Source organism: Rhizobium sp. ERR 1071 (assembly GCF_007828675.1).
Lineage (GTDB): Bacteria > Pseudomonadota > Alphaproteobacteria > Rhizobiales > Rhizobiaceae > Rhizobium > Rhizobium dioscoreae.
This window is the reverse complement of the sequence record NZ_VITM01000002.1, coordinates 608,683-628,305: the sequence shown is the minus strand read 5'-3', so window position 1 is coordinate 628,305 and position 19,623 is coordinate 608,683. Positions and strand designations below refer to the sequence as shown.

Annotated in this window: 18 protein-coding genes; 12 read left to right on the top strand and 6 right to left on the bottom strand. The window is 59.2% G+C overall.

Annotated features, from left to right (window positions below; all coding sequences use genetic code 11):
- Positions 1–20: 20 nt before the first annotated feature.
- Complete coding sequence (locus FBZ99_RS08350) at positions 21–281, bottom strand: accessory factor UbiK family protein (RefSeq protein ID WP_069612652.1); 261 nt, start codon at positions 279–281, stop codon at positions 21–23.
- Between the two features lie 264 nt (positions 282–545).
- Between FBZ99_RS08350 and lgt the strand changes: the two genes are divergently transcribed.
- The 6 genes from lgt to FBZ99_RS08320 all read left to right on the top strand — a co-directional run bounded on the left by lgt (position 546) and on the right by FBZ99_RS08320 (position 6,651).
- Complete coding sequence (lgt, locus tag FBZ99_RS08345) at positions 546–1,433, top strand: prolipoprotein diacylglyceryl transferase (RefSeq protein ID WP_113352040.1); 888 nt, start codon at positions 546–548, stop codon at positions 1,431–1,433.
- Positions 1,434–1,510: 77 nt separating this feature from the next.
- Complete coding sequence (locus tag FBZ99_RS08340; RefSeq protein ID WP_113332252.1) at positions 1,511–2,608, top strand: class I SAM-dependent methyltransferase; 1,098 nt, start codon at positions 1,511–1,513, stop codon at positions 2,606–2,608.
- A gap of 136 nt (positions 2,609–2,744) precedes the next feature.
- Complete coding sequence (gene pgeF / locus FBZ99_RS08335) at positions 2,745–3,527, top strand: peptidoglycan editing factor PgeF (protein ID WP_113351859.1); 783 nt, start codon at positions 2,745–2,747, stop codon at positions 3,525–3,527.
- 1 nt (position 3,528) lies between these two features.
- Positions 3,529–4,680, top strand: a complete 1,152-nt coding sequence (locus tag FBZ99_RS08330; protein WP_113351858.1) for a M24 family metallopeptidase — start codon at positions 3,529–3,531, stop codon at positions 4,678–4,680.
- A 55-nt stretch (positions 4,681–4,735) separates the two neighbouring features.
- Positions 4,736–5,614, top strand: a complete 879-nt coding sequence (locus tag FBZ99_RS08325; protein WP_113351857.1) for a hypothetical protein — start codon at positions 4,736–4,738, stop codon at positions 5,612–5,614.
- Between the two features lie 104 nt (positions 5,615–5,718).
- Positions 5,719–6,651: a ribose-phosphate pyrophosphokinase gene (locus FBZ99_RS08320; RefSeq protein WP_069612657.1), complete on the top strand. Its 933-nt coding sequence runs from the start codon at positions 5,719–5,721 to the stop codon at positions 6,649–6,651.
- Between the two features lie 12 nt (positions 6,652–6,663).
- Here FBZ99_RS08320 and FBZ99_RS08315 read toward each other — a convergent pair whose 3' ends face one another.
- The 3 genes from FBZ99_RS08315 to FBZ99_RS08305 form a co-directional block, all read right to left on the bottom strand.
- Positions 6,664–7,899, bottom strand: coding sequence for an MFS transporter (locus FBZ99_RS08315; protein WP_113332248.1), 1,236 nt, complete (start codon positions 7,897–7,899; stop codon positions 6,664–6,666).
- A 25-nt stretch (positions 7,900–7,924) separates the two neighbouring features.
- Positions 7,925–9,385, bottom strand: a complete 1,461-nt coding sequence (locus FBZ99_RS08310; RefSeq protein ID WP_145632424.1) for a hypothetical protein — start codon at positions 9,383–9,385, stop codon at positions 7,925–7,927.
- 110 nt (positions 9,386–9,495) lie between these two features.
- A complete protein-coding gene (locus FBZ99_RS08305) occupies positions 9,496–10,938 on the bottom strand; it encodes a hypothetical protein (protein ID WP_145632419.1) in 1,443 nt (480 codons plus the stop codon).
- Between the two features lie 301 nt (positions 10,939–11,239).
- On the opposite strand from FBZ99_RS08305, the gene FBZ99_RS08300 reads away from it, so the two are divergent.
- From FBZ99_RS08300 to FBZ99_RS08280, 5 genes are all read left to right on the top strand, one after another.
- Positions 11,240–11,857, top strand: coding sequence for a 50S ribosomal protein L25/general stress protein Ctc (locus FBZ99_RS08300; protein ID WP_113332245.1), 618 nt, complete (start codon positions 11,240–11,242; stop codon positions 11,855–11,857).
- A 245-nt stretch (positions 11,858–12,102) separates the two neighbouring features.
- Positions 12,103–14,469 carry an EAL domain-containing protein gene (locus FBZ99_RS08295; protein ID WP_113332244.1) on the top strand — a complete coding sequence of 789 codons (2,367 nt, stop codon included), beginning with the start codon at positions 12,103–12,105 and terminating at the stop codon, positions 14,467–14,469.
- Between the two features lie 14 nt (positions 14,470–14,483).
- Positions 14,484–15,215, top strand: coding sequence for a substrate-binding periplasmic protein (locus FBZ99_RS08290; RefSeq protein ID WP_145632416.1), 732 nt, complete (start codon positions 14,484–14,486; stop codon positions 15,213–15,215).
- Positions 15,216–15,288: 73 nt separating this feature from the next.
- The gene (gene pth / locus FBZ99_RS08285) at positions 15,289–16,005 is read left to right on the top strand and encodes an aminoacyl-tRNA hydrolase (protein ID WP_113352039.1); all 717 of its coding nucleotides are present in this window, start codon (positions 15,289–15,291) and stop codon (positions 16,003–16,005) included.
- A 55-nt stretch (positions 16,006–16,060) separates the two neighbouring features.
- On the top strand, positions 16,061–16,483 hold the full coding sequence (locus tag FBZ99_RS08280; protein WP_113352038.1) for a GNAT family N-acetyltransferase: 423 nt from the start codon (positions 16,061–16,063) through the stop codon (positions 16,481–16,483).
- Positions 16,484–16,495: 12 nt separating this feature from the next.
- Here FBZ99_RS08280 and clpS read toward each other — a convergent pair whose 3' ends face one another.
- A complete protein-coding gene (gene clpS, locus FBZ99_RS08275) occupies positions 16,496–16,807 on the bottom strand; it encodes an ATP-dependent Clp protease adapter ClpS (RefSeq protein ID WP_113332322.1) in 312 nt (103 codons plus the stop codon).
- Between the two features lie 233 nt (positions 16,808–17,040).
- Between clpS and ychF the strand changes: the two genes are divergently transcribed.
- Positions 17,041–18,144 carry a redox-regulated ATPase YchF gene (ychF, locus tag FBZ99_RS08270; RefSeq protein ID WP_113351851.1) on the top strand — a complete coding sequence of 368 codons (1,104 nt, stop codon included), beginning with the start codon at positions 17,041–17,043 and terminating at the stop codon, positions 18,142–18,144.
- A gap of 235 nt (positions 18,145–18,379) precedes the next feature.
- Here the strand turns inward: ychF and FBZ99_RS08265 are convergent, their stop codons facing one another.
- Entirely contained in the window at positions 18,380–19,504 is a 1,125-nt protein-coding gene (locus tag FBZ99_RS08265; protein ID WP_113351850.1) for a hypothetical protein, read from the bottom strand.
- Between the last annotated feature and the right edge of the window lie 119 nt (positions 19,505–19,623).

The following is a 19,623-nucleotide window of genomic DNA, read 5'->3' as shown; positions in this document are numbered from 1 at the left end:
CAGCAAACAGAAGTCCAGGCTTATTTGCCCTTTGAAGCGAGCTTGGCTTCGAGCGCTTCGATTCTCGCCAGCAGTGCCTCGTTTTCGTCGCGCGCCTTGATCGCCATTTCTCGAACGGCCTCGAATTCCTCGCGCTTGACGATATCCATGCTGTTCAGCCAGCGCTCGGCATGGGCATTGAAGGCGGTCTCGATTTCGCGGCGCACGCCCTGGGCAGCACCGGCGGCATCGGTCATCAGCTTGGCGAATTCATCCAAGATTCGGTTCGGTCCAGTGCTCATGGCAATCTCCTTGCAGCCGTCGGCCCTCAACGGTCAGGCATCGATATGGGCCAGATAGTGCTGAGGTAGGATTTCCAAGGGGCCGATGCAAGCAAATTGAGATAGGACTGGACAACCGGAGCTGCCATCTCGGCGAGATCAACAATCGACTTGACCGTTTCGACAGCGAACGCCATGTTCCGCGCACATTTTGGATATTTAGCATGATCCTGCCCCGAAATGGCACGGTGCTTTCGGGAACATGCTGCAACGGGCCTGACGATCTTGCTGACATCCGCCAATCTCGCCGCCATCCTGCCTTTTCCGGATATCGATCCGGTCGCCGTTTCTCTCGGCCCGGTTTCAGTCCATTGGTACGGACTTGCCTATGTCGCTGGCATTCTGCTCGGCTGGTTCTATGCCAGGCGGCTGGTCGATAACGGCAGGCTCTGGCTGAACGATACAGCACCGATGACGCGCCAGCATCTGGATGACTTCATTCTCTGGGTAGCCTTCGGCATCGTTCTCGGCGGCCGCATCGGCTATATCCTTTTCTACGATCTCGATCCGGTCCTGGCCAATCCGATCCGTGCCATCGAAGTCTGGAACGGCGGCATGTCTTTCCACGGCGGATTAATAGGCACCACCATCGCTATGATTTTGTTCGCAAGGCGAAACAAGATTCCCGTCTGGAGCCTGTTCGATATCGTCGCCGCCGTCGCCCCGATCGGGCTTTTCTTCGGCCGTATCGCCAATTTCATCAATGGCGAGCTCTGGGGTCGCGTCACAGATGTTCCCTGGGCGATGGTCTTCTGCAGCCCACATGTGATCGCCGCCCATAACGGCGTGTGCCCTGCAGGCCCAGACCCGCGGCACCCGAGTCAGCTTTATGAAGCCGGCATCGAAGGCATCATCCTCTTCCTTATTCTCTTTGTGCTTACGCGCTGGGCGCTGACGCTGAAGAAACCGGGCACGGCCAGCGGCATTTTTGTCATCGGCTACGCTTTCTCGCGCATTTTTGTCGAATTCTTCCGTCAGCCTGACGAGCAGCTCGGTTATCTGCTCGGCACGAACTGGCTGACGATGGGGATGGTGCTTTCGCTTCCGATGGTGGCGATAGGCCTTTGGGCCGTTATCCGCGCCCGTCAGGCAGCGGCAAGGCAGATAGCTTGAGGTGGAGTTCAATATCGCGTGGTCTTCTTGAAAGACACTCCCAGTCTGTCTGGGCCACGCATTAGCGAAAGCATAGAATGACGACGGCGCTCGGGGAAAAAATCAAAGCCATCATCCGCACCAACGGACCATTGAGCATCACCGATTATTTTTCGCTGTGTCTCGCCGATCCGGTGCATGGTTACTACAAGACGCGCGAACCTTTCGGGCAATCCGGCGACTTTGTCACCGCGCCCGAAGTCAGTCAGCTATTCGGTGAGATGATCGGCGTCTTCATGGTGCATGCTTGGCAGCGACATGGAACTCCTGCCGAGGTGCGTCTTGTCGAAATCGGTCCGGGCCGTGGCACGATGATGTCCGACATGCTGCGCGTCATCGGCAAGCTGGCCCCGCCGCTCTATGATGCCATGACGGTCCATCTCGTCGAAACCAGCGAGCGCCTGCAGGGCTTCCAGCGCCAGACCCTTGATGCCTACGGCGCAAAAATCTCCTGGCATACGGATTTCGGCGAGGTGCCTGAAGGTTTCACCCTGCTCGCTGCCAACGAACTCTTCGACGCCATTCCCATCCGCCAGTTTGTTCGCACCGCCAACGGCTTCCGCGAGCGCACGGTCGGCCTCGACGCCAACGACGAGCTGAGCTTCACGGCGGGCGTCGCCACGCTCGATCCTGCACTTCTTCCAGAGGGCGGACTGCCGCCGATCGGTACGATTTTCGAAATCGCACCCGCCCGTCAGGCCGTTATGACGACGATCTGCGATAGGCTTGCCGCTCATGGCGGCACGGCGCTTGCCATCGACTACGGCCACATGGCGACAGGCTTCGGCGATACGCTGCAGGCCGTGCGCATGCACGAATACGATCCGCCGCTGGAACATCCGGGCGAAGCGGATCTCACCAGCCATGTCGATTTCCAGCATCTGGCGCAAACCGCCCTCGCCTCCGGCATGCACATCAACGGCTGCTGTCATCAGGGCGATTTCCTCGTCGGTCTCGGCCTGCTGGAGCGGGCGGCAGCCCTTGGCAGAGACCAGGATGCGGCGACCCAGGAGAATATCCGTGTCGCCGTGGAAAGGCTGGCAGGCGCCGGCGAAGGCAAGATGGGAGAGCTCTTCAAGGTGCTGGCGGTCTCCAGCCCGGCGATCGATCTCCTGCCCTTTCGTCCCGTCGGCTGAAACGTGACCATCGATCCCTACGCATTGACAGTGCGCGCCGGACTGGGCCAACATCCCAGTCAAATCGAACTGCTTCGCCGCGGCTGCGTTATTCATCGCACGACAGGCTGAACCAAGACATCAAGGGACACTGCAGTTGCCGACACCACTTGCAAGCACGCTGCTGAGCGCCGCCGAGGCTGCCGGCATTCGCCATGGCTATTTCACCCGCGCCGGCGGCGTTTCCGAAGGCCTTTATCGCGGGCTGAACGTGGGCTTGGGTTCGCATGACGATCGCGAGCACGTGCAGGAAAACCGCCGCCGCGTGGCCGGCTGGTTCGGTCTGCCCGTCGAACGGCTCGCTACCGTGCATCAGATCCATTCACCCGATGTCGTGACAATCGGCACATCTTACGATGGCAGCCGGCCGCAGGCCGATGCGATGGTCACGGCGACACCGGGCATCGCAATCGGCGTCCTCGCCGCCGATTGTGGCCCCATCCTTTTTGCCGATCCGGAAAATCGGGTGATTGGCGCCGCTCATGCGGGGTGGAAGGGCGCGCTGACCGGCGTGCTGGAAAATACCATCGATGCGATGGAAGCGCTTGGCGCGCGACGTGAAGCGATCCTTGCCTGCCTCGGCCCGTCGATCAGCCAGGCGAGCTATGAGGTAGGTCCCGAATTCGTCGAGCGCTTCATCACTCATGATCCCGATTATGCCAAATATTTCGCCCCTTCGGAACGCGACGGTCATGCCATGTTCGATCTGCCGTCCCTCACGGTCGATCGGCTGCGCAAGGCGGGCGTCACCGCCGAAAGCCTGAACCTGTGCACCTATCCGGATCCTGAGCGCTTCTTCTCCTATCGGCGCACGACGCATGCGAAGGAGCCGGATTACGGACGGCAGATTTCCGCCATCGCCATCGGAAAGGCAGCTTGATATGGCCGTGCATTTCGAACGCAGCGAATTCGATGCTCGTCTGGCACGGTTGCTGGCGAGAATGCAGGAAGAAAAGCTCGATGCCATGCTGCTCTTCGCACAGGAGAGCATGTATTGGCTGACGGGCTACGACACGTTCGGCTTTTGCTTTTTCCAGACGCTGGTTGTCAAGGCGGATGGGTCGCTGACGCTCCTGACGCGCTCGGCCGATCTGCGTCAGGCGCAGCTGACCTCCGTCATCAGCGACATCCGCATATGGGTCGACCGCGTCAACGCCGATCCGACGCTCGATCTCAAGGAGCTCTTGTCCGATCTCGATCTGCTCGGTGCCCGTATCGGCGTCGAATACGACACTCACGGCATGACGGGTCGCATCGCTCGCCTGCTCGATCATCAGCTTGCAAGCTTTGGACAGATCATCGATGCCTCTTATCTTATCAGTCGTCTGCGTCTGACGAAGAGCCCGGCGGAAATCGCCCATGTCGAACGGGCCGCCGCACTGGCCGACGATGCCCTCGACGCAGCCCTGTCTGTGGTCAAGGCCGGCGCGGACGAGTCGGATATTCTCGCGGCCATGCAGGGCGCCGTCTTTTCGGGTGGAGGCGATTATCCCGCCAACGCATTCATCATCGGCTCGGGTGCGGAAGCCCTGCTCTGCCGCTATAAGTCCGGCCGCCGCAAGCTCGACGCCAATGACCAGTTGACGCTCGAATGGGCCGGTGTGGATGCGCATTATCACGCTGCCATGATGCGCACGGTCGTCATCGGCACTCCCAGCCATCGCCATCGTGAGCTCTACAGCGCCTGCCTGGAAACCCTGCAGGCGATCGAAACGATCCTGATGCCGGGGCATACTTTCGGCGACATCTTCGACATTCATGCGAAGATCATGGACGAGCGCGGCCTTGCCCGCCACCGGCTGAACGCCTGCGGCTACTCTCTCGGCGCCCGCTTCTCGCCGTCATGGATGGAGCACGAAATGTTCCATATGGGCAATCCCTTGGAGATCCAGGAGAACATGTCGCTCTTCGTCCATATGATCATCATGGATTCCGACAGCGGCACCGCCATGACCCTCGGACAAACCTATTTGACGACCTCACAGGCGCCAAAAGCCCTTTCTCGCCACCCTCTCGAATTTCTTAACCGTTAGGGGCGTAAGATAGCGATCCTGGACGGTAAGACCGTCAGGAGAAAGGATCGCGTCTATGGGACTGGTCAGGATAACGTTGACTGTCGCCGGCTTTTGCCTCGCGCTCTCCGCCTGCAATACCACGGACGCCCTGACGCCGCCCGAAGCCATCGGTGATGTCAGCTCCAGCCCGGTCACGCAGCGCGACGTCGAGCGCATGGCTTCAGCGCCCCAGCGCCGCCAGGTCTATCAGGACACGCAGGACAGTTACGGTTATCGGCAGCAGACCTCCCAGCAAGCCTATCAGCCGCAAAGTTACGGCGGGAGCGGCACGCTCGACGAGCAGGCCTCGGCGCTGAGGTCGAGCGGCAGCAATCCATATGCCTCCCGCCCGCTCGACGGCTCCCGGACCGCCTCCATCGCTCCGTCTAACAATCAGTTTTCGGAGGCCGACGAGCAGCGCGAGGCCGACCGGCGCCTGTCGGACGACCCACCGTCACAGCAGCAGCAACAGAGTGCAGACGATCCTCAACCGGAACAGCAGCAGCCGGATCAACAGGCGTCGCTGCCGCCCACGGCCGCGGCCGGCGGCAACAGCGTCCGCTTCCTGCCGATCATCGGCGCTCCCGTGGAAGCCGTCACTCCGCTGTCGCGCCAGCTTGGTGCCGACGCCCGTTCGCTTGGCCTGACGATCAAGAGCTCAAGCGATTCCAGTGCCGCCTATATTCTCAAAGGCTATCTTTCCGCCTTTGAAGACGGGCCGCAGATTTCCGTGACCTACGTTTGGGATGTGCTTGATAGCAACGGCAACCGTGTCCACCGCATCCAGGGTTCAGAAAGCGCGCCTCTGAAGCGTGGCGACCCTTGGTCGGCCGTTCCTCCAACGGTCATGCAGAAAATTGCCACCAAAACCATGTCGGAATTCAATTCCTGGCGCGAATCCAACGGTGGATAGCTAAAAGCTTTTCAGAAATATGAAGCTAACGTGTCTCTCCCTCTTGCATTCGAGAGCAAGGCGGTTAAAAGCGCGGCTATCAGGTTGGTAATAGGCGGGCCACAATGAAGGTTTTCGCAGGCAATTCGAACCGGCATCTTGCCGAAGCGATCTGCAATTATCTCAACGTTCCCTTGGGAAGAGCTAGCGTCCGTCGGTTCGCCGACCAAGAGATTTTCGTAGAGATCCAGGAAAATGTACGTGGCGAGGATGTGTTCCTCGTGCAGCCGACGTCGTTTCCGACCAACGATCATCTTATGGAACTGCTGATCATGATCGATGCGATGCGCCGCTCGTCGGCGCGGCGCATAACCGCGGTTATCCCCTATTTCGGCTATGCCCGCCAGGATCGTCGCGCCTCGGGGCGCACCCCGATCTCGGCCAAGCTGGTGGCCAATCTGATCACCGAGGCCGGCGCTGACCGCGTACTGACCCTCGACCTGCACGCCGGCCAGATCCAGGGTTTCTTCGATATTCCCACGGACAATCTCTATGCGGTTCCGATCCTGACGCGCGATATCAAGGCGAATTACGATATTGGCAACGTGATGGTTGTCTCGCCCGATGTCGGCGGTGTCGTGCGCGCCCGCGCCCTGGCAAAACGTCTTGACTGTCTGTTGGCGATCGTGGACAAGCGCCGCGACCGCCCGGGTGAGTCCGAAGTGATGAACATCATCGGCGAAGTGGCCGGGAAGGATTGCATCCTGATCGACGATATCGTCGATTCCGGCGGCACGCTTTGCAATGCTGCCGAAGCACTGCTCGCACAAGGTGCGGCAAGCGTTACCGCCTATATCACTCATGGCGTTCTCTCCGGCGGCGCGGTGACCCGCGTGGCAAACTCGAAATTGAAGGAACTGGTAATTACCGATTCCATCCAGCCGACGACCGCCGTACTTTCGGCGCCGAATATCCGCGTTATCACGACGGCGACCCTCATCGGTGAAGCCATCAACCGCACCAGCCAGGAAGAATCGGTTTCAAGCCTGTTCGACTGAGCCTGAGGCGCCTCAGGTGGCCTTTGCTCCCGCAGGATGCGCCTGTTTCCATGCGAGCAGACCAATGCCCAACAGCCCCGAGATGAAGACGGCCGCGCCCGATCCCATAATCGAAGGCCCGATGCCGAACCACGCAAACAGGGTTGGCGACATCAGGTAGGCCAGAAGCAGGCCGGTGAATATCGCGCACATCAATAGACGATAGACCTGCGCCAAACGATGCGGCTCGCAGCGCGTCTGCATCAGGTGCAGCGTGGCAAGGTTCTCGAAGGGACCGTTGATCGCCGCAAAGCAGGCAACGATCATCAACCCGATCCGATCATGCATCAGCGGCAGCAGGAAAACGCCAGATCCGAAAATGAGCTTCGCCACGATGATCCAGACCACCGGCCGGCGCGGCTTGACGCTGCCGAGGATCAGGTTGGTAGTCAGGTTGCCGACGCCGTAGGCCGTCATCATCAGGCTATAGTCGGTCAACGGGTTGGCGCTGGTTTCGCGCAAATGCAGGATCATGCCGAGCAGGATGCCCATCGCCCAGGCAACGTTTCCCATCAGGTTGGTGAAGAGGCCATAGAGGATTGCCGCATGGCCCCGCGCTGCGCGCCAGCCACCGAGAACGCCGTCCACCACAGCCGCCATTCCGGAGAAATCCCGGCGCCGCGACAGCGTTGGAAGTTTCGCCACCGCCAGCCACACGGCAAGCGCCGACAATATGAAGGTAGCAGCCGTGACCGTGAAGAACTGAGATTTCGGCAGGAGCCCATTCACAAGCGCGATCAGGCTCGGGCCGAGAATACGCGCCATGCGGCGGGTGGCATCGAACAAGCCGTTGGTCGCATGCCGGACTTCGGCATCGACGGCAATCACCGGCAGAGTCGCCTGCAGCGACGGATCGAACGTCGACGTCAACAACGCGATGCTTCCGGCAAGCACGATCAACAGCGGCAGGCTCATCAGATGCAGAAGACCTGCCAGGGACAGCATCAGCAATAGAGCCGCACGCAGCAGATCGGCAGTAATCATCGTCGTGCTGTGCCGCCAGCGATCCGTGACGATGCCGCCGAACAGGCTGCCGAACAGCAGCGCGCCGGACTGCAATGCGGAGACATATCCCGCATCGCGGCCGATGAAGTCGGCCGCAATCCAGACGACTGCGACCATGTAGAATTCGGAACCTGTAGCCGCCAGCACCTGGCCGGCCCATAAGAGAGAGATCGAGCGCTGGCTCAGCGGCTTCAGGACGAACATGATCGCATTCTGATTTCGGAGTGGCTTATTTCATGACCTGCCCGTTGACCGTCACGTGACCGTCGTCGGAAAGATCGATATCCCAGCGCGAGCGTCCATCGGCATCCGTCTTGGCAAAGCCCTTGGCCATCATCAGGCCGAAGGAGAGCTGAGACAGATCCTCCTTGGTCTTTGCGGCCTCCTGGATGGCGGCGATCGTCTTATCGAGATCTCGGGCAAGAACCGTCATCTTCATGGCGACGCGGTCCTTTTCGGTCAGCCTGCCGCGCATACTGCCAGACGCCTCGACATCATAAAGACCCGAGACGGCGCTGATCTTCGGGAAGTTGATGGTCATCGTCCCGTCGGGGAACATGGCCTTCTGCAGCTTCTCGTCCAGGGCTTTATCGCTCTCCGGGTTCTTCAAATCGGCTTGCTGGAACACATCCGCCAGAGCGGAGAAATTCAGGTTCGGCACCTGTACCTGTATATCGGCCGTATCGGGAATGAAGGCGACATAGTCTTCAGGGATCAGGCCCGTTTCCAGGGCAAGCTTCTCGGCATTCAGGCCGAAATCGGCGTTCATGGCATTGGCTGGCCCGGCTACCTTGAAGAAATAGCCCATCTTCTGCAGGCCGCCGTTGCCGAATGGCGTCGTGACCGCAATGTCCTTGATCGCGACGGACTCCTCGAAGGAGCCGACAATCGGCATCGCATCCATCAGCAGGGCCTTGACCGCCTTGCTGTCGGCATCGGAAAGCGTCTTCTCATCCTTGTGTTCGGAGACGAATTGCAACAGGGAATTCACCGCCTTCAGCGGCAGCCTGGTCGCGCCAGCGTTGAAGTCGATCGCCGCGATCTTGATTTCTCCGAGCGTCGCATCGTCGGCCGAAATCTTGTCGTAGAGCGATTGCAGGCTGCCGTTCATCTTGAGATCGAGCCTGCCCGGCTCACCGCTGTCTGCCGATGACAGGGTATAGACGATACTGTCGGCCGTCGCGTCATTCTTCTGGACGCTCTTATCTGCGTCGGTGGTCTTTGTCGCGATGGTGATGCCGTTGCCCTTCATATCCATGGAACGCAGATAGTGAAGCGCAGGGTCGAACACGCCCTGGAAGGTCGATGACGCCAGGGCATAGCGAAATTCGGTGTCGGGACCGCTGCCGGGCTTGGACTTCGCCGTGATATCGAAGGCATTGTTGCCTTCGATGTTCCAGAGGCCGCTATCGAGCGGCGTCGCCAGCATCATCAATGGCTTGAGGCCGCTGATGGCGAAATCGCTCACGTTCAACTTGTCGAGCAGCTTCTGCACATCATAGGTGACTTCATAGTGCGTGCTGACCGGCTTGACCGAAATCGCACCGCTCTTGGCGATATCATCAGGCAGGAAATAGGTCAGATTGCCGTAGAGATCCTTGGCACCTTGCTCGCTGACGTCAGCCGCCTGCACAAGGCCGGCCACGCCGGCAGCGAGAAAAGCCGCCGTGGCAACCGCTTTGAAACGCATAATTCACCCCCAAATATGATGGAAAAGAAACGTGGAAATCTGGAAAGATCCGAGCGGCCTTTCGCATGGAACTTTATCATCGCCCTGATACATGGGCTTGTCCTCAAACCTCAAGGCTTCTTCATCACCTGTCCGTTGACCGTCACCGTCCGGTCTTCATCCATGGTGATATCCCAGCGGAGACGGCCGTCCGGGTCGGTCTTGGCAAAACCCTTGGCGGCCAGCAGGCTGAAAGAAACGCTATTCAAACGAGGCTGAGCCTTGGCGGCCTCCTGAAGTGCTGCAACCGTCTTGTCGAAGTCGCGCGCCAGGATCGTCGCCTGCAGCGAAATGCCGGAATGCGGCTTGGTCGAGCCCTTCAGCGCGCCGGAAACCTCGACGTCATAGACGTCAGACTTTGCGCTGATCTTCGGGAACTCCAGCGTTCCGTAGCCGCTCGGGAACATCGTGCGTTTCAGAGCCTCGCCGGAAACCGGCGTCGCCCGTGTTGCAATCGAATCGAGCCCGGCATCGATGAGACCGGCAAAGTTGATATTGGGCACGCCGAGCTGAACGTCCAGCGCCGCAGGCAGGAAGGGCGTAAAGGCAGCCGGCACGAGATCAGCATCGGGGGTGAACTGCTCGGCCCTAAGCTCGAGATTGACGTTCGAAGCCTTGGTTAGACCGTCCATCTTGAAACTATAGTCGATGCGCTTGACGCCGACCTTGCCCCTCTCCGTTGCCACCAGCGCATTGTTCACGGTCACGGTCTTGCCGAGCGAACCGAAAACCGGCAGGGCCTGATGGACCAGCTGCTCGAACTTCTCGCTGCCGCTTTGCGACAGCTGCTTAGCCTTTACGTGCTGAACGAAGAAACGGATGAGCGCGCGCAGATCCTTCACCGGCAGGCTTGTCGCTGTGACATTGGTATCGACGCTATCGGCGCTAAAAATGATGGGCGAAGCGTCCGGACGCACGGTGAACTGCTCACGCAAGCGCTGCAGCGTTCCTTGCAATTGCAGGTCGACCTTGCCGGCTTCGCTGCTGTCGGTAACCGTATGGGCAAAGGAGGCGCTGTCGATTGTCGCATCGATCTTGCGCCCGCTTTTCGGGCCGCTGCCGGCACTCGAAAATTTCACGCCACTGCTCTTGATACCCATCGACCGCATCATTTCGATGGTAGGGTCAAAAATGCCGTCGAAAGAGCTGGAAACGATCGAATAGGCAATGTCCGAGGTCGGCGAATGCAGGGCGACATCGAGGCTGTTGTCGCCCGTCAGATGCCACCTTCCCTGCTCGACAGGCTGTGCGAAGAGGGAGAGCGGCTTGAAACCCGTGACCGAAAACGCATTCGAATTGATCTTGTCGAAGAATTTCGCGAGATCGTAGGTAATCTCATATTGATCGCCGGCCGGCTTGACGGTCACGAAATCGCTGCGGGCAAGGTCCTGCGAAAGCGAATAGGTCAGGATGTTGCGGAGTTCCTTGGCACCTTGCTCATTGACGTCGGCAGCCTGTGATGCGCCAGCAAGACCCATGGAAAAAACCGCGGCGGCGATTGCTCTGGAACGCATGCCCGACCTCTCCTTCTGACGCCAATCGATTGGATTCGACTGTTGATGGGGCCGAGGGTATATGTCAAGGCGTTGATAGACATGCCACCTCAGGCTTGTTCGCGGCAGTTGCAATGTCACCACAAGGCTTCGCATTCCGGGGGTGCTTGCACCTTTGGCCGCTTTGTATTATACGCCACGCGTCCGCGTAGACACCCTTGGAGGCAACGCGGATGAGGCAGGGTACGCCCTCCTCCAGTTCAATCGATACGGCGCATGACCGAGCGAATGAACTCTCCAAATAACCTCGAAAGGAATAGCTATGAGCCACGAAAGCTACGAGCTCAAGGCCGAGGCGCGCGAACGGGTTGGTAAGGGGTCCGCCCGTGAACTTCGCCGCAATGGTCTCATTCCCGCTGTCATCTATGGTGACAAGCAGGCCCCCATTTCTATCGCTCTCAACACCAATGAGGTGACGAAGCGCATCCACGCCGGCGGCTTCCTCACGACGATCGCAACGATCGACGTCGACGGCAAGAAGATCAAGGTTCTGCCGAAGGACTACCAGCTCGATCCGGTCCGTGACTTCACGGTTCACGTCGACTTCCTGCGCGTTTCCGGCAACACGGCGGTCACCGTCGAAATCCCGGTTCACTTCGAAAACCACGAGAAGTCCCCGGGCCTCAAGGCTGGCGGCGTGCTGAACATCGTTCGCCACGAAGTCGAAGTTCATTGCCCGGCCGATGCGATCCCGGAGTTCTTCACCGTTGACCTCTCCGGTCTGAAGAGCGGCGACAGCATCCACATCTCGGCTGTCAAGCTGCCGAAGAACGTGACCCCGGTCATCGCTGACCGCGACTTCACGATCGCAACGATCGTTGCTCCGGCAGCCGGCCTTGCTGAAGACGAAGCAGAAGGCGGCGAAGAAGCCAGCGCCTGATTGGCATCTTCGACCTGAAGCATTTGAGACCCGCCTCCCTTTTGGGACGGCGGGTCTTTTCATGCCCGGGAATAAATATTAGAGAAAGTAAAAATAAGAACGTCTTGGATCTATACTATCGTTGATTTCCATTAACCCCACAGTTTCAGCAACATTTAACGGATTCATGAAAATCTACGCGAAAGAGTTGTAGAAAGCGGCGCGCCCAAAATCCGCTGGTCTATGACCGGGGAGCTAACGGAACTATGAGCCATTCGGTCGAAAACAGGTTTTTCGCGATCGTTTGCGGTGCGCTGCTGGTTTTCGTAGCGCCGCTCTTCGTCCTTTTCCTTTTTCTGTCGTCCGAACGCGCCGAAAAGGAAATCAAGGATCACATAACGGTTCTCCTCGTCGCTAATGCCCAGGCCCTCGCAAAGCCGCTATGGGACCTCGACGAAGACAGCGTCACCCAGATCAGCGCGACCACCGTTGCCGAAGGCGCGATCGTCCGTGTCAACGTCCGCGATCTTTCCGGCCAGCTCGACGTCACGCAATCGACCATCCCGAAATCTTACAAGGGCAATCTGGAGTCCGTTGACCGGCCAATCATCTACAACGGCGTCGACGGTGCGAAGCGGCTTGGCACCATCACGGTCTATTATCCTCAGCTCGGCCTATTCGACGGTCTGAAGAGCGAAGAGATCGTCTTCATCTCCATCTTCATCTTCGCTGTGTTGACGGTCTTCGGCGCGGCGCTGATCGGCAATCGTATCTTTGTCATCCAGCCCCTGATGCGGCTGACGCATGCCATCGAGGCCACACGGCGGCTCGGCTCGCGTCATCATGTCGACTGGCAGTCGAACGACGAAATGGGCCGGCTTGCCAGCAGCTTCAACGATATGCAGAGCAAACTCCAGCGCGAGGAAAACGAACTGAAGCTGGCCCATCGCCGGGCGACGGACACCTATAATCTGACGCCCGCCATGCTTTTCTCGCTCGACAAGAATGATTGCATCGCTGCCGTCAGCGACTACTGGCTCGCGGCGACAGGCTATGATCGCGCCGAGGTGATCGGCCGCGAGTTTGCAAGCCTGATCCTGCCGGATTCGCGCATGCAATATATCGAACGCAAACGCGGCAACCCCGACAGTGCCGCCCGCCTCGCCGTGACAGTGAAATTCCTTTGCCAGGATGGGCGGATCATGGATGTCCTGATCCTCGAAACAACTGCGATCCAGGACGGTCTGTCGCTCTCCGTCATGACCGACGTCACCGAACTCAAGCAGTCGGAAGACCGTAATCTGCGGCAGGCGATTACCGACCATCTGACCGGTCTTCTCAACCGCCAGGGCTTCGAGAGCGCGCTGGACGCAAAGATCAATGAAGCCGATCTGCGCAGACGTGAGCTCGCCTGCCTCTTCATCGATCTCGATCGCTTCAAGTGGATCAACGACAATATGGGCCATGCCGCCGGTGATGCGGCACTGCGCGAACTGGTATCGCGCCTGCAGAAATGCCTGGCGCCGGGCGATATCGCCGCGCGCCTCGGCGGCGACGAATTTGCCATGCTGCTGCTGGCCGAGAATGCGGAAGCAAGAGCGATCGACATGGCGGCCCTTATCGCCGAGGCCTTCGAGGCACCCTTCATCGGCGATGCGCGCCTCAGCGCCAGCATCGGCATTGCGATCTACCCGCGTCAGGCAGCCAACGCGGCCGAACTGCTGCTGAAATCCGATATCGCCATGTATGCCAAGAAACGCGATGGCAAGAACGGCGCACAAATTTTCGACAACGGCATGCTGGACGATTCCCGCCGCCGGGCCGAACTGGAGAACTATATCGAAACCGGCCTCAGCGAAGACTGGTTCGAAGCTTATCTGCAGCCCGTCGTGAATATAGACGACCGCTCGATCGCCGGTTTCGAGGCGCTGATGCGCCTGCATCACCCGCAGAAAGGCATCCTGCCGCCCGGCCGCATCATCGAGGTCGCGGAGGAGACGGGTTCCATCATTCGCATCGGCAACCGCATCATGGAGAAGGCTATCGCCGATTTTGCTCGCCTCTCTCGGATCGAGGGCATGCAGGACACCTATCTCGCCATCAACTTCTCGCCGCTGCAATTCGAGCAGGAATTGCCACTGCGCATTGCGGCCCTGCTGGCGCGCTACGAAATCGCACCCCAGCGCATCGTCGTGGAAATCACCGAGGCCGTCCTCATGGATGACAATCCGGAGACGCGCATGGTCATCAACGAGATCTGCCGCTACGGCTGCCGCATCGCGCTCGACGATTTCGGCACGGGCTATTCCTCGCTGAGCTATATCAATCGCTTCCCCGTCGACATTATCAAGATCGATCAATCCTTCATCCGGGCGATCAACGATACTGCGTCCGATGTCAGCGCGAAGAGCCGCATGCTGGTCGAAAGCATTACCACGCTGTCGCACAAGATGAACTGCACGGTCATTGCCGAGGGCGTGGAGACCGAGGAGGAATGCGCAACCCTGCGCGCCATGGGTATCGACTATGGCCAGGGCTATCTATTCTACCGGCCGCTGCATCCGGACAATCTGGTAAGGACGCTGGTCGGCTCGCACCAACATCACCCTTCCCCCGTAGCACAAGCGTCATAGCGATGAGGAACCGCATGCGAAAACCGCTGCTTATGATTGCTACCAGCCTGTTTTCGCTCACGCTCTTCTCCTCCGTCCACGCCGAGACGATCCATTTCACCACCGAGGAATATCCGCCCTTCAACTATCGTGAGGGTAAGACCGTAGTCGGAGCGACCACCGACCAGGTGCGGAAGGTGATGACCGATGTCGGCGTCAACTATACGATCGACATCATGCCTTGGGCGCGAGCCTACAATCAGGCGCTGATGGAACCCATGACCTGCGTATTCGTCGCAGCTCACAACGAAGAACGCGACAAGCTCTTCAAATGGGTGCAGCCGGTGCTGATCGACCGTAATGTTTTGATCAAGCATAGCGGCTCCAGCGTTACCGCCGGCAACATCGCCGAAGCCAGGAAATATCTCGTCGGCACCTGGCGAGAAGATTATACGGAAGCGCTCTTGCGCCGGAACGATTTCCCGCGCATCGACGTCGGCAGCGACTTCAAGGCCGCGCTCAAGAAGCTGATGAGCGACCGTATCGACCTGATGCCGATCTCGGAATTCTATTTCGACAAGTTGCAGAAAGAGGGCAACGCCGTGGAGAAGGTGACCCTTCTCTCGCAACAGCCCATGGGGATCGCCTGCCACAAGGATTTCCCGACCGATCTCCTGAACAGGATGCAGGTAGCTCTGAATGCGCTGATTGCCGACGGAACGCAAAGGCGGATTTTCCTGAAGTACGGCCTGCACCTCGGCGACTGACCGCATCCCGCCTTGACTTTGCCGTCAAATCGCTGTGGTGAAGGACATCGGCATTTTCGAAGGGGTGAAGCGTATGCTTCTCATCGCGGGCCTCGGCAATCCGGGCGCCAAATATCAGGGCAACCGCCACAATATCGGCTTCATGGCCGTGGATGCGATCCATCGCCGCCACAGCTTTTCGCCCTGGTCGAAGAAATTCAAGGCGGAGATTGCCGAAGGCGAACTCGGCGGCCAGAAGGTGCTGCTCATCAAGCCGCAGACCTTCATGAACCTCTCGGGCGAAGCCATCGGCGAAGCCATGCGCTTCTATAAGCTGCAGCCGTCCGATCTCGTCGTCATCTATGACGAACTCGATCTGCCAGCCGGCAAGGCGCGGCTGAAGACCGGCGGCGGCCATGGCGGCCATAACGGTATCAAATCCATCGACGCCCATTGCGGCAAGGACTATCGTCGTCTCCGGCTCGGCATCGGTCATCCCGGCGCCAAGGAACTGGTGCACAATCACGTTCTCGGCGATTTCGCCAAAGTGGACAGGGACTGGCTGGAGCCGCTGTTCGACGCGCTCGCCGACAATGCCGACATGCTGGTGCGCGGTGAAGATTCGCAGTTAATGAACAAGATCGCGCTTGCCCTTGGCGGCAAGGCGGAAGACGACGCGCCCAAGCCGGAAAAGAAGGCGCCCGCCAAGTCCCACATCCATCAGGCGCGCAACCAGATCAAGCCGAAAGTTCCGGAAACCGGGCCTATGGCAGAAATGCTGAAGAGGATGTTCGGCAAAAAGGACGATTGAAGTGCAGGAAGCAGCAATCGCAGGCGCGGCAAATCTCCCCATCCGTTCGGTCGCGATGGCGGACCTCCCCACGTTGCTCGCACTGTATCGCCACCTGAACACGGAAGATCCGATACTCGAGCTAGGGCTGGCGGAGAGCCGCCTTGCGGAAATCCTCGCCCATCCCGGCATGACGATCCTCGCCGCCTTTGACGGAGACCAGGCCGTCTCCTCGGTGACGCTGACTGTTATCCCGAATCTCACGCGGGGCGGCGCGCCCTATGCCCTGATCGAGAATGTGGTGACCCATGCCGACTACCGTCGGCGCGGTCTTGCCGGCACGCTCATCCATAAGGCGTTCGCAAGCGCCTGGGAGAGGAACTGCTACAAGGTCATGCTGCTGACCGGCTCGAAAAATCCGGCTACGCTGCGTTTCTACGCCAATTGCGGCTTCAAGCAGGACAAGACCGGCTTCCATATCCGCCGGCCCGCGCAGTGAGAGCGGCCGTTCCTATTCTTCCGGCTCGGTCGTAAACATCAGCGGGAAGCCGGCGCCCTTGGCAAGATCGACCGCCTCCTGCGCCTTCGTCTCGGCAATATCGCGCGCACAGACCATGACGACGCAAGTGCCGAGCTTATGTGCCGTCATCATCACCCGATAGCCGGTCTCCTCGCTCATGCGGAAGACAGCCTTCAACACCATGATGACGAATTCCCGCGGCGTATAATCGTCGTTCACGAGAATAATCTTGTAGAGCTTCGGCCGTTCGACCTTCGGCTTCGTTTTAGTCTTCGGTTTCAGGACAACATCATTGTCACTCATCGGCATCACCGTTGACGACAGGGAAAGAGGCTTTGGGCTAATAGGGAAATTATAGTGCAGCGCACTACACGGTTCAAGGACGACAGCGCCTCTCAGGTAATACAAAGGAGTATTCGCGCGACTTCTGCCTCTCTTTCGGCAGAAAAAAGCCTCCTTGCCCGCACAAGACTTGACCCGCAACGGCCCTTCCCCCATAGGCACAGCAAAGATTTTCAAGATATGGACAAGGTGCCATGGGTTTCAAATGCGGTATCGTCGGGCTGCCGAATGTCGGCAAGTCCACTCTGTTCAATGCGCTGACCAAGACGGCGGCGGCACAGGCGGCCAACTATCCGTTCTGCACGATCGAGCCGAACACGGGTGAAGTCGCGGTGCCGGATCCGCGCATGCGCAAGCTTGCCGACGTCGCCAAGTCGAAGGAGCTGATCCCGACGCGCATCTCCTTCGTCGATATCGCCGGCCTCGTGCGCGGCGCATCGAAGGGTGAAGGTCTCGGTAACCAGTTCCTCGCCAACATCCGCGAAGTCGATGCCATCGTGCATGTGCTGCGCTGCTTCGAAGATAGCGACATCACCCATGTCGAAGGCCGCATCAATCCCGTCGCCGATGCCGAGACGATCGAGACCGAGCTGATGCTCGCCGATCTCGAGAGCCTTGAGCGCCGCACCGAGCAGACGCGCAAGCGCGCCACCGGGAAGGACAAGGAATCCATGGCGATGCTGCCGATCATGGAAGCCTCGCTGAAGCTGCTGCAGGAAGGCAAGCCGGTTCGCACGCTGCTCTCGAAGCTCGATGCCGAAGAGATCCGCATCCTCAAGAGCCTGAACCTGCTGACCTCGCATCCGGTGCTCTACGTCTGCAACGTCGCCGAAGGCGATGCCGCGACCGGCAACGAGCATACGGCGGCCGTGGCTACCATGGCCAAGGAGCAGAATTCGGAGGTCGTCATCATCTCCGCAGCTATCGAGGCGGAAGTGGCGCAGTTGCCCGATGAGGAGGCGAAGGAATTCCTCTCCGCGCTCGGCCTTGACGAAGCCGGCCTCGATCGCCTGATCCGCGCAGGCTACAAGCTCCTGCACCTCATCACCTATTTCACGGTAGGCCCGAAGGAAACGCGCGCCTGGACCATCGAACAGGGCACGAAGGCTCCGCAGGCCGCCGGCGTTATTCACTCGGATTTCGAGCGCGGCTTCATTCGCGCCAACACGATCGCCTATGACGATTACATCGCCTACAACGGCGAAACCGGTGCCAAGGAAGCCGGCAAGGCACGCGACGAAGGCAAAGAATACGTCGTCCAGGACGGCGACGTCATCCACTTCCGCTTCAACACCTGATCGCTTTTATCTTGCCGGCGCCTAAGCAATTTCAGGAAAAGTGCGAAGCGGTTTTCCGTCCGGAAATGCATTAGAGCCGGATGATTTCAGGTCTGTTCGACCTGAAATCTGAATCCGTCTCTAAATTAAAAAGTTAGAGGGGGATGTCGTCCGAAAACCGCGCACACTTTTCGGCATCCCGCTCTAAAACAAAAGGATAGAGCGTTTTCGCGATTCGAAGAAAAGCGGAAAAGCTCTATCTCAGCGCCGGCAATCTCGCCTGCAGACCGGCAGGCAGGCGTCGCACGACGATGCGCCGCAGATCGGCCCAGCCGATGCCGATAACGAGCACGACCAGACCGACAATCATCAGCACCAGGAATCCGACTTTGTCGAGCTCGGCATTATTGTGCCTGAGGATGGCTGCCGTCGCCAAGCCCAGCGACACGAGGCCGGCAGTCACAAAGGCGCGGCGATCGATGACGAGCCCGATCAGCATCATCACCAGCACCGCAACGAGGACGGTCACCGCCTGCAGATAGCCCCCGAAGAGGGCATCGGTGAGATTGGTGAAGACCATGCCGCTACTGGCGAGCTCGAGGCGCAAGGCCAAGAGGATCGTCGAATAAAGCAGAGCCGGCGCCGTTGCGAGATGCAGCCAGAAGGCAACGTCGGACCGGCGCGTAACTCTCTGCGGATCGCTGAGATCATAGCGCATTGCCAATGCAAAGCTGCCAAGCGCGGTCACCAGCAGGATCATCATCGTCTGGATGGGGTAATCCGCTGGCACATTCGAAGAGCCAGTTACCGTGCCGGCGACATAGAAAACTGCGGCGAGAAACAGGCCAAACAGCGAAAACAGGAACAAGGCCAGCGACAGCGGGACGCGGTAGCGCCAGTAAAACAAGGCCAGCGACAGCGGAAATGGCGCCACCAGCACGATTGCGCCGACCGTGAAATTATCGCTCAGCGTCGGTGTGGAACTCACATAGCTGACCACCATGTAAAAAATCCAGACAACGAGCGCGACGGTCAAGACCACGGCCGGAAGCGCCAACCGCTGTCGGCGCACCAGGATCTCGGCCAGGACGACGATTGCCAGCAAGGGCGCATAACGGTTCGCCAGCCCCCAAAGCCCGATGAGCAAAACGACGAGACCGATAGTGATGAGCACATCGTGAAAGCCCCGCACGAAACGCGGCGCTTCCGTATCCTCCAGAGGGTTGGGATCATCTGGAAAACGCGGTGCAGAGAGACCCTGTCCGGTCGGCAACGCACCGATGTTCTTGTCCGCCAGATAGGGCAGCAATCTCTCGGCCTGACTGGAGGAAATGATCCCCGCGCCGGCTGCCTCTTCCAATGCGACTTTGAGTTCGCTCATTCCAGCTCTCACATCATCTTGCCACGACCAAGCCTCAACATATCGCCGGCATACAATCAAGGGCTGTCGGCGGCCAATAGACAGTCATCGTCGTCCCTTCTTTGTATTGACCGTGAAAA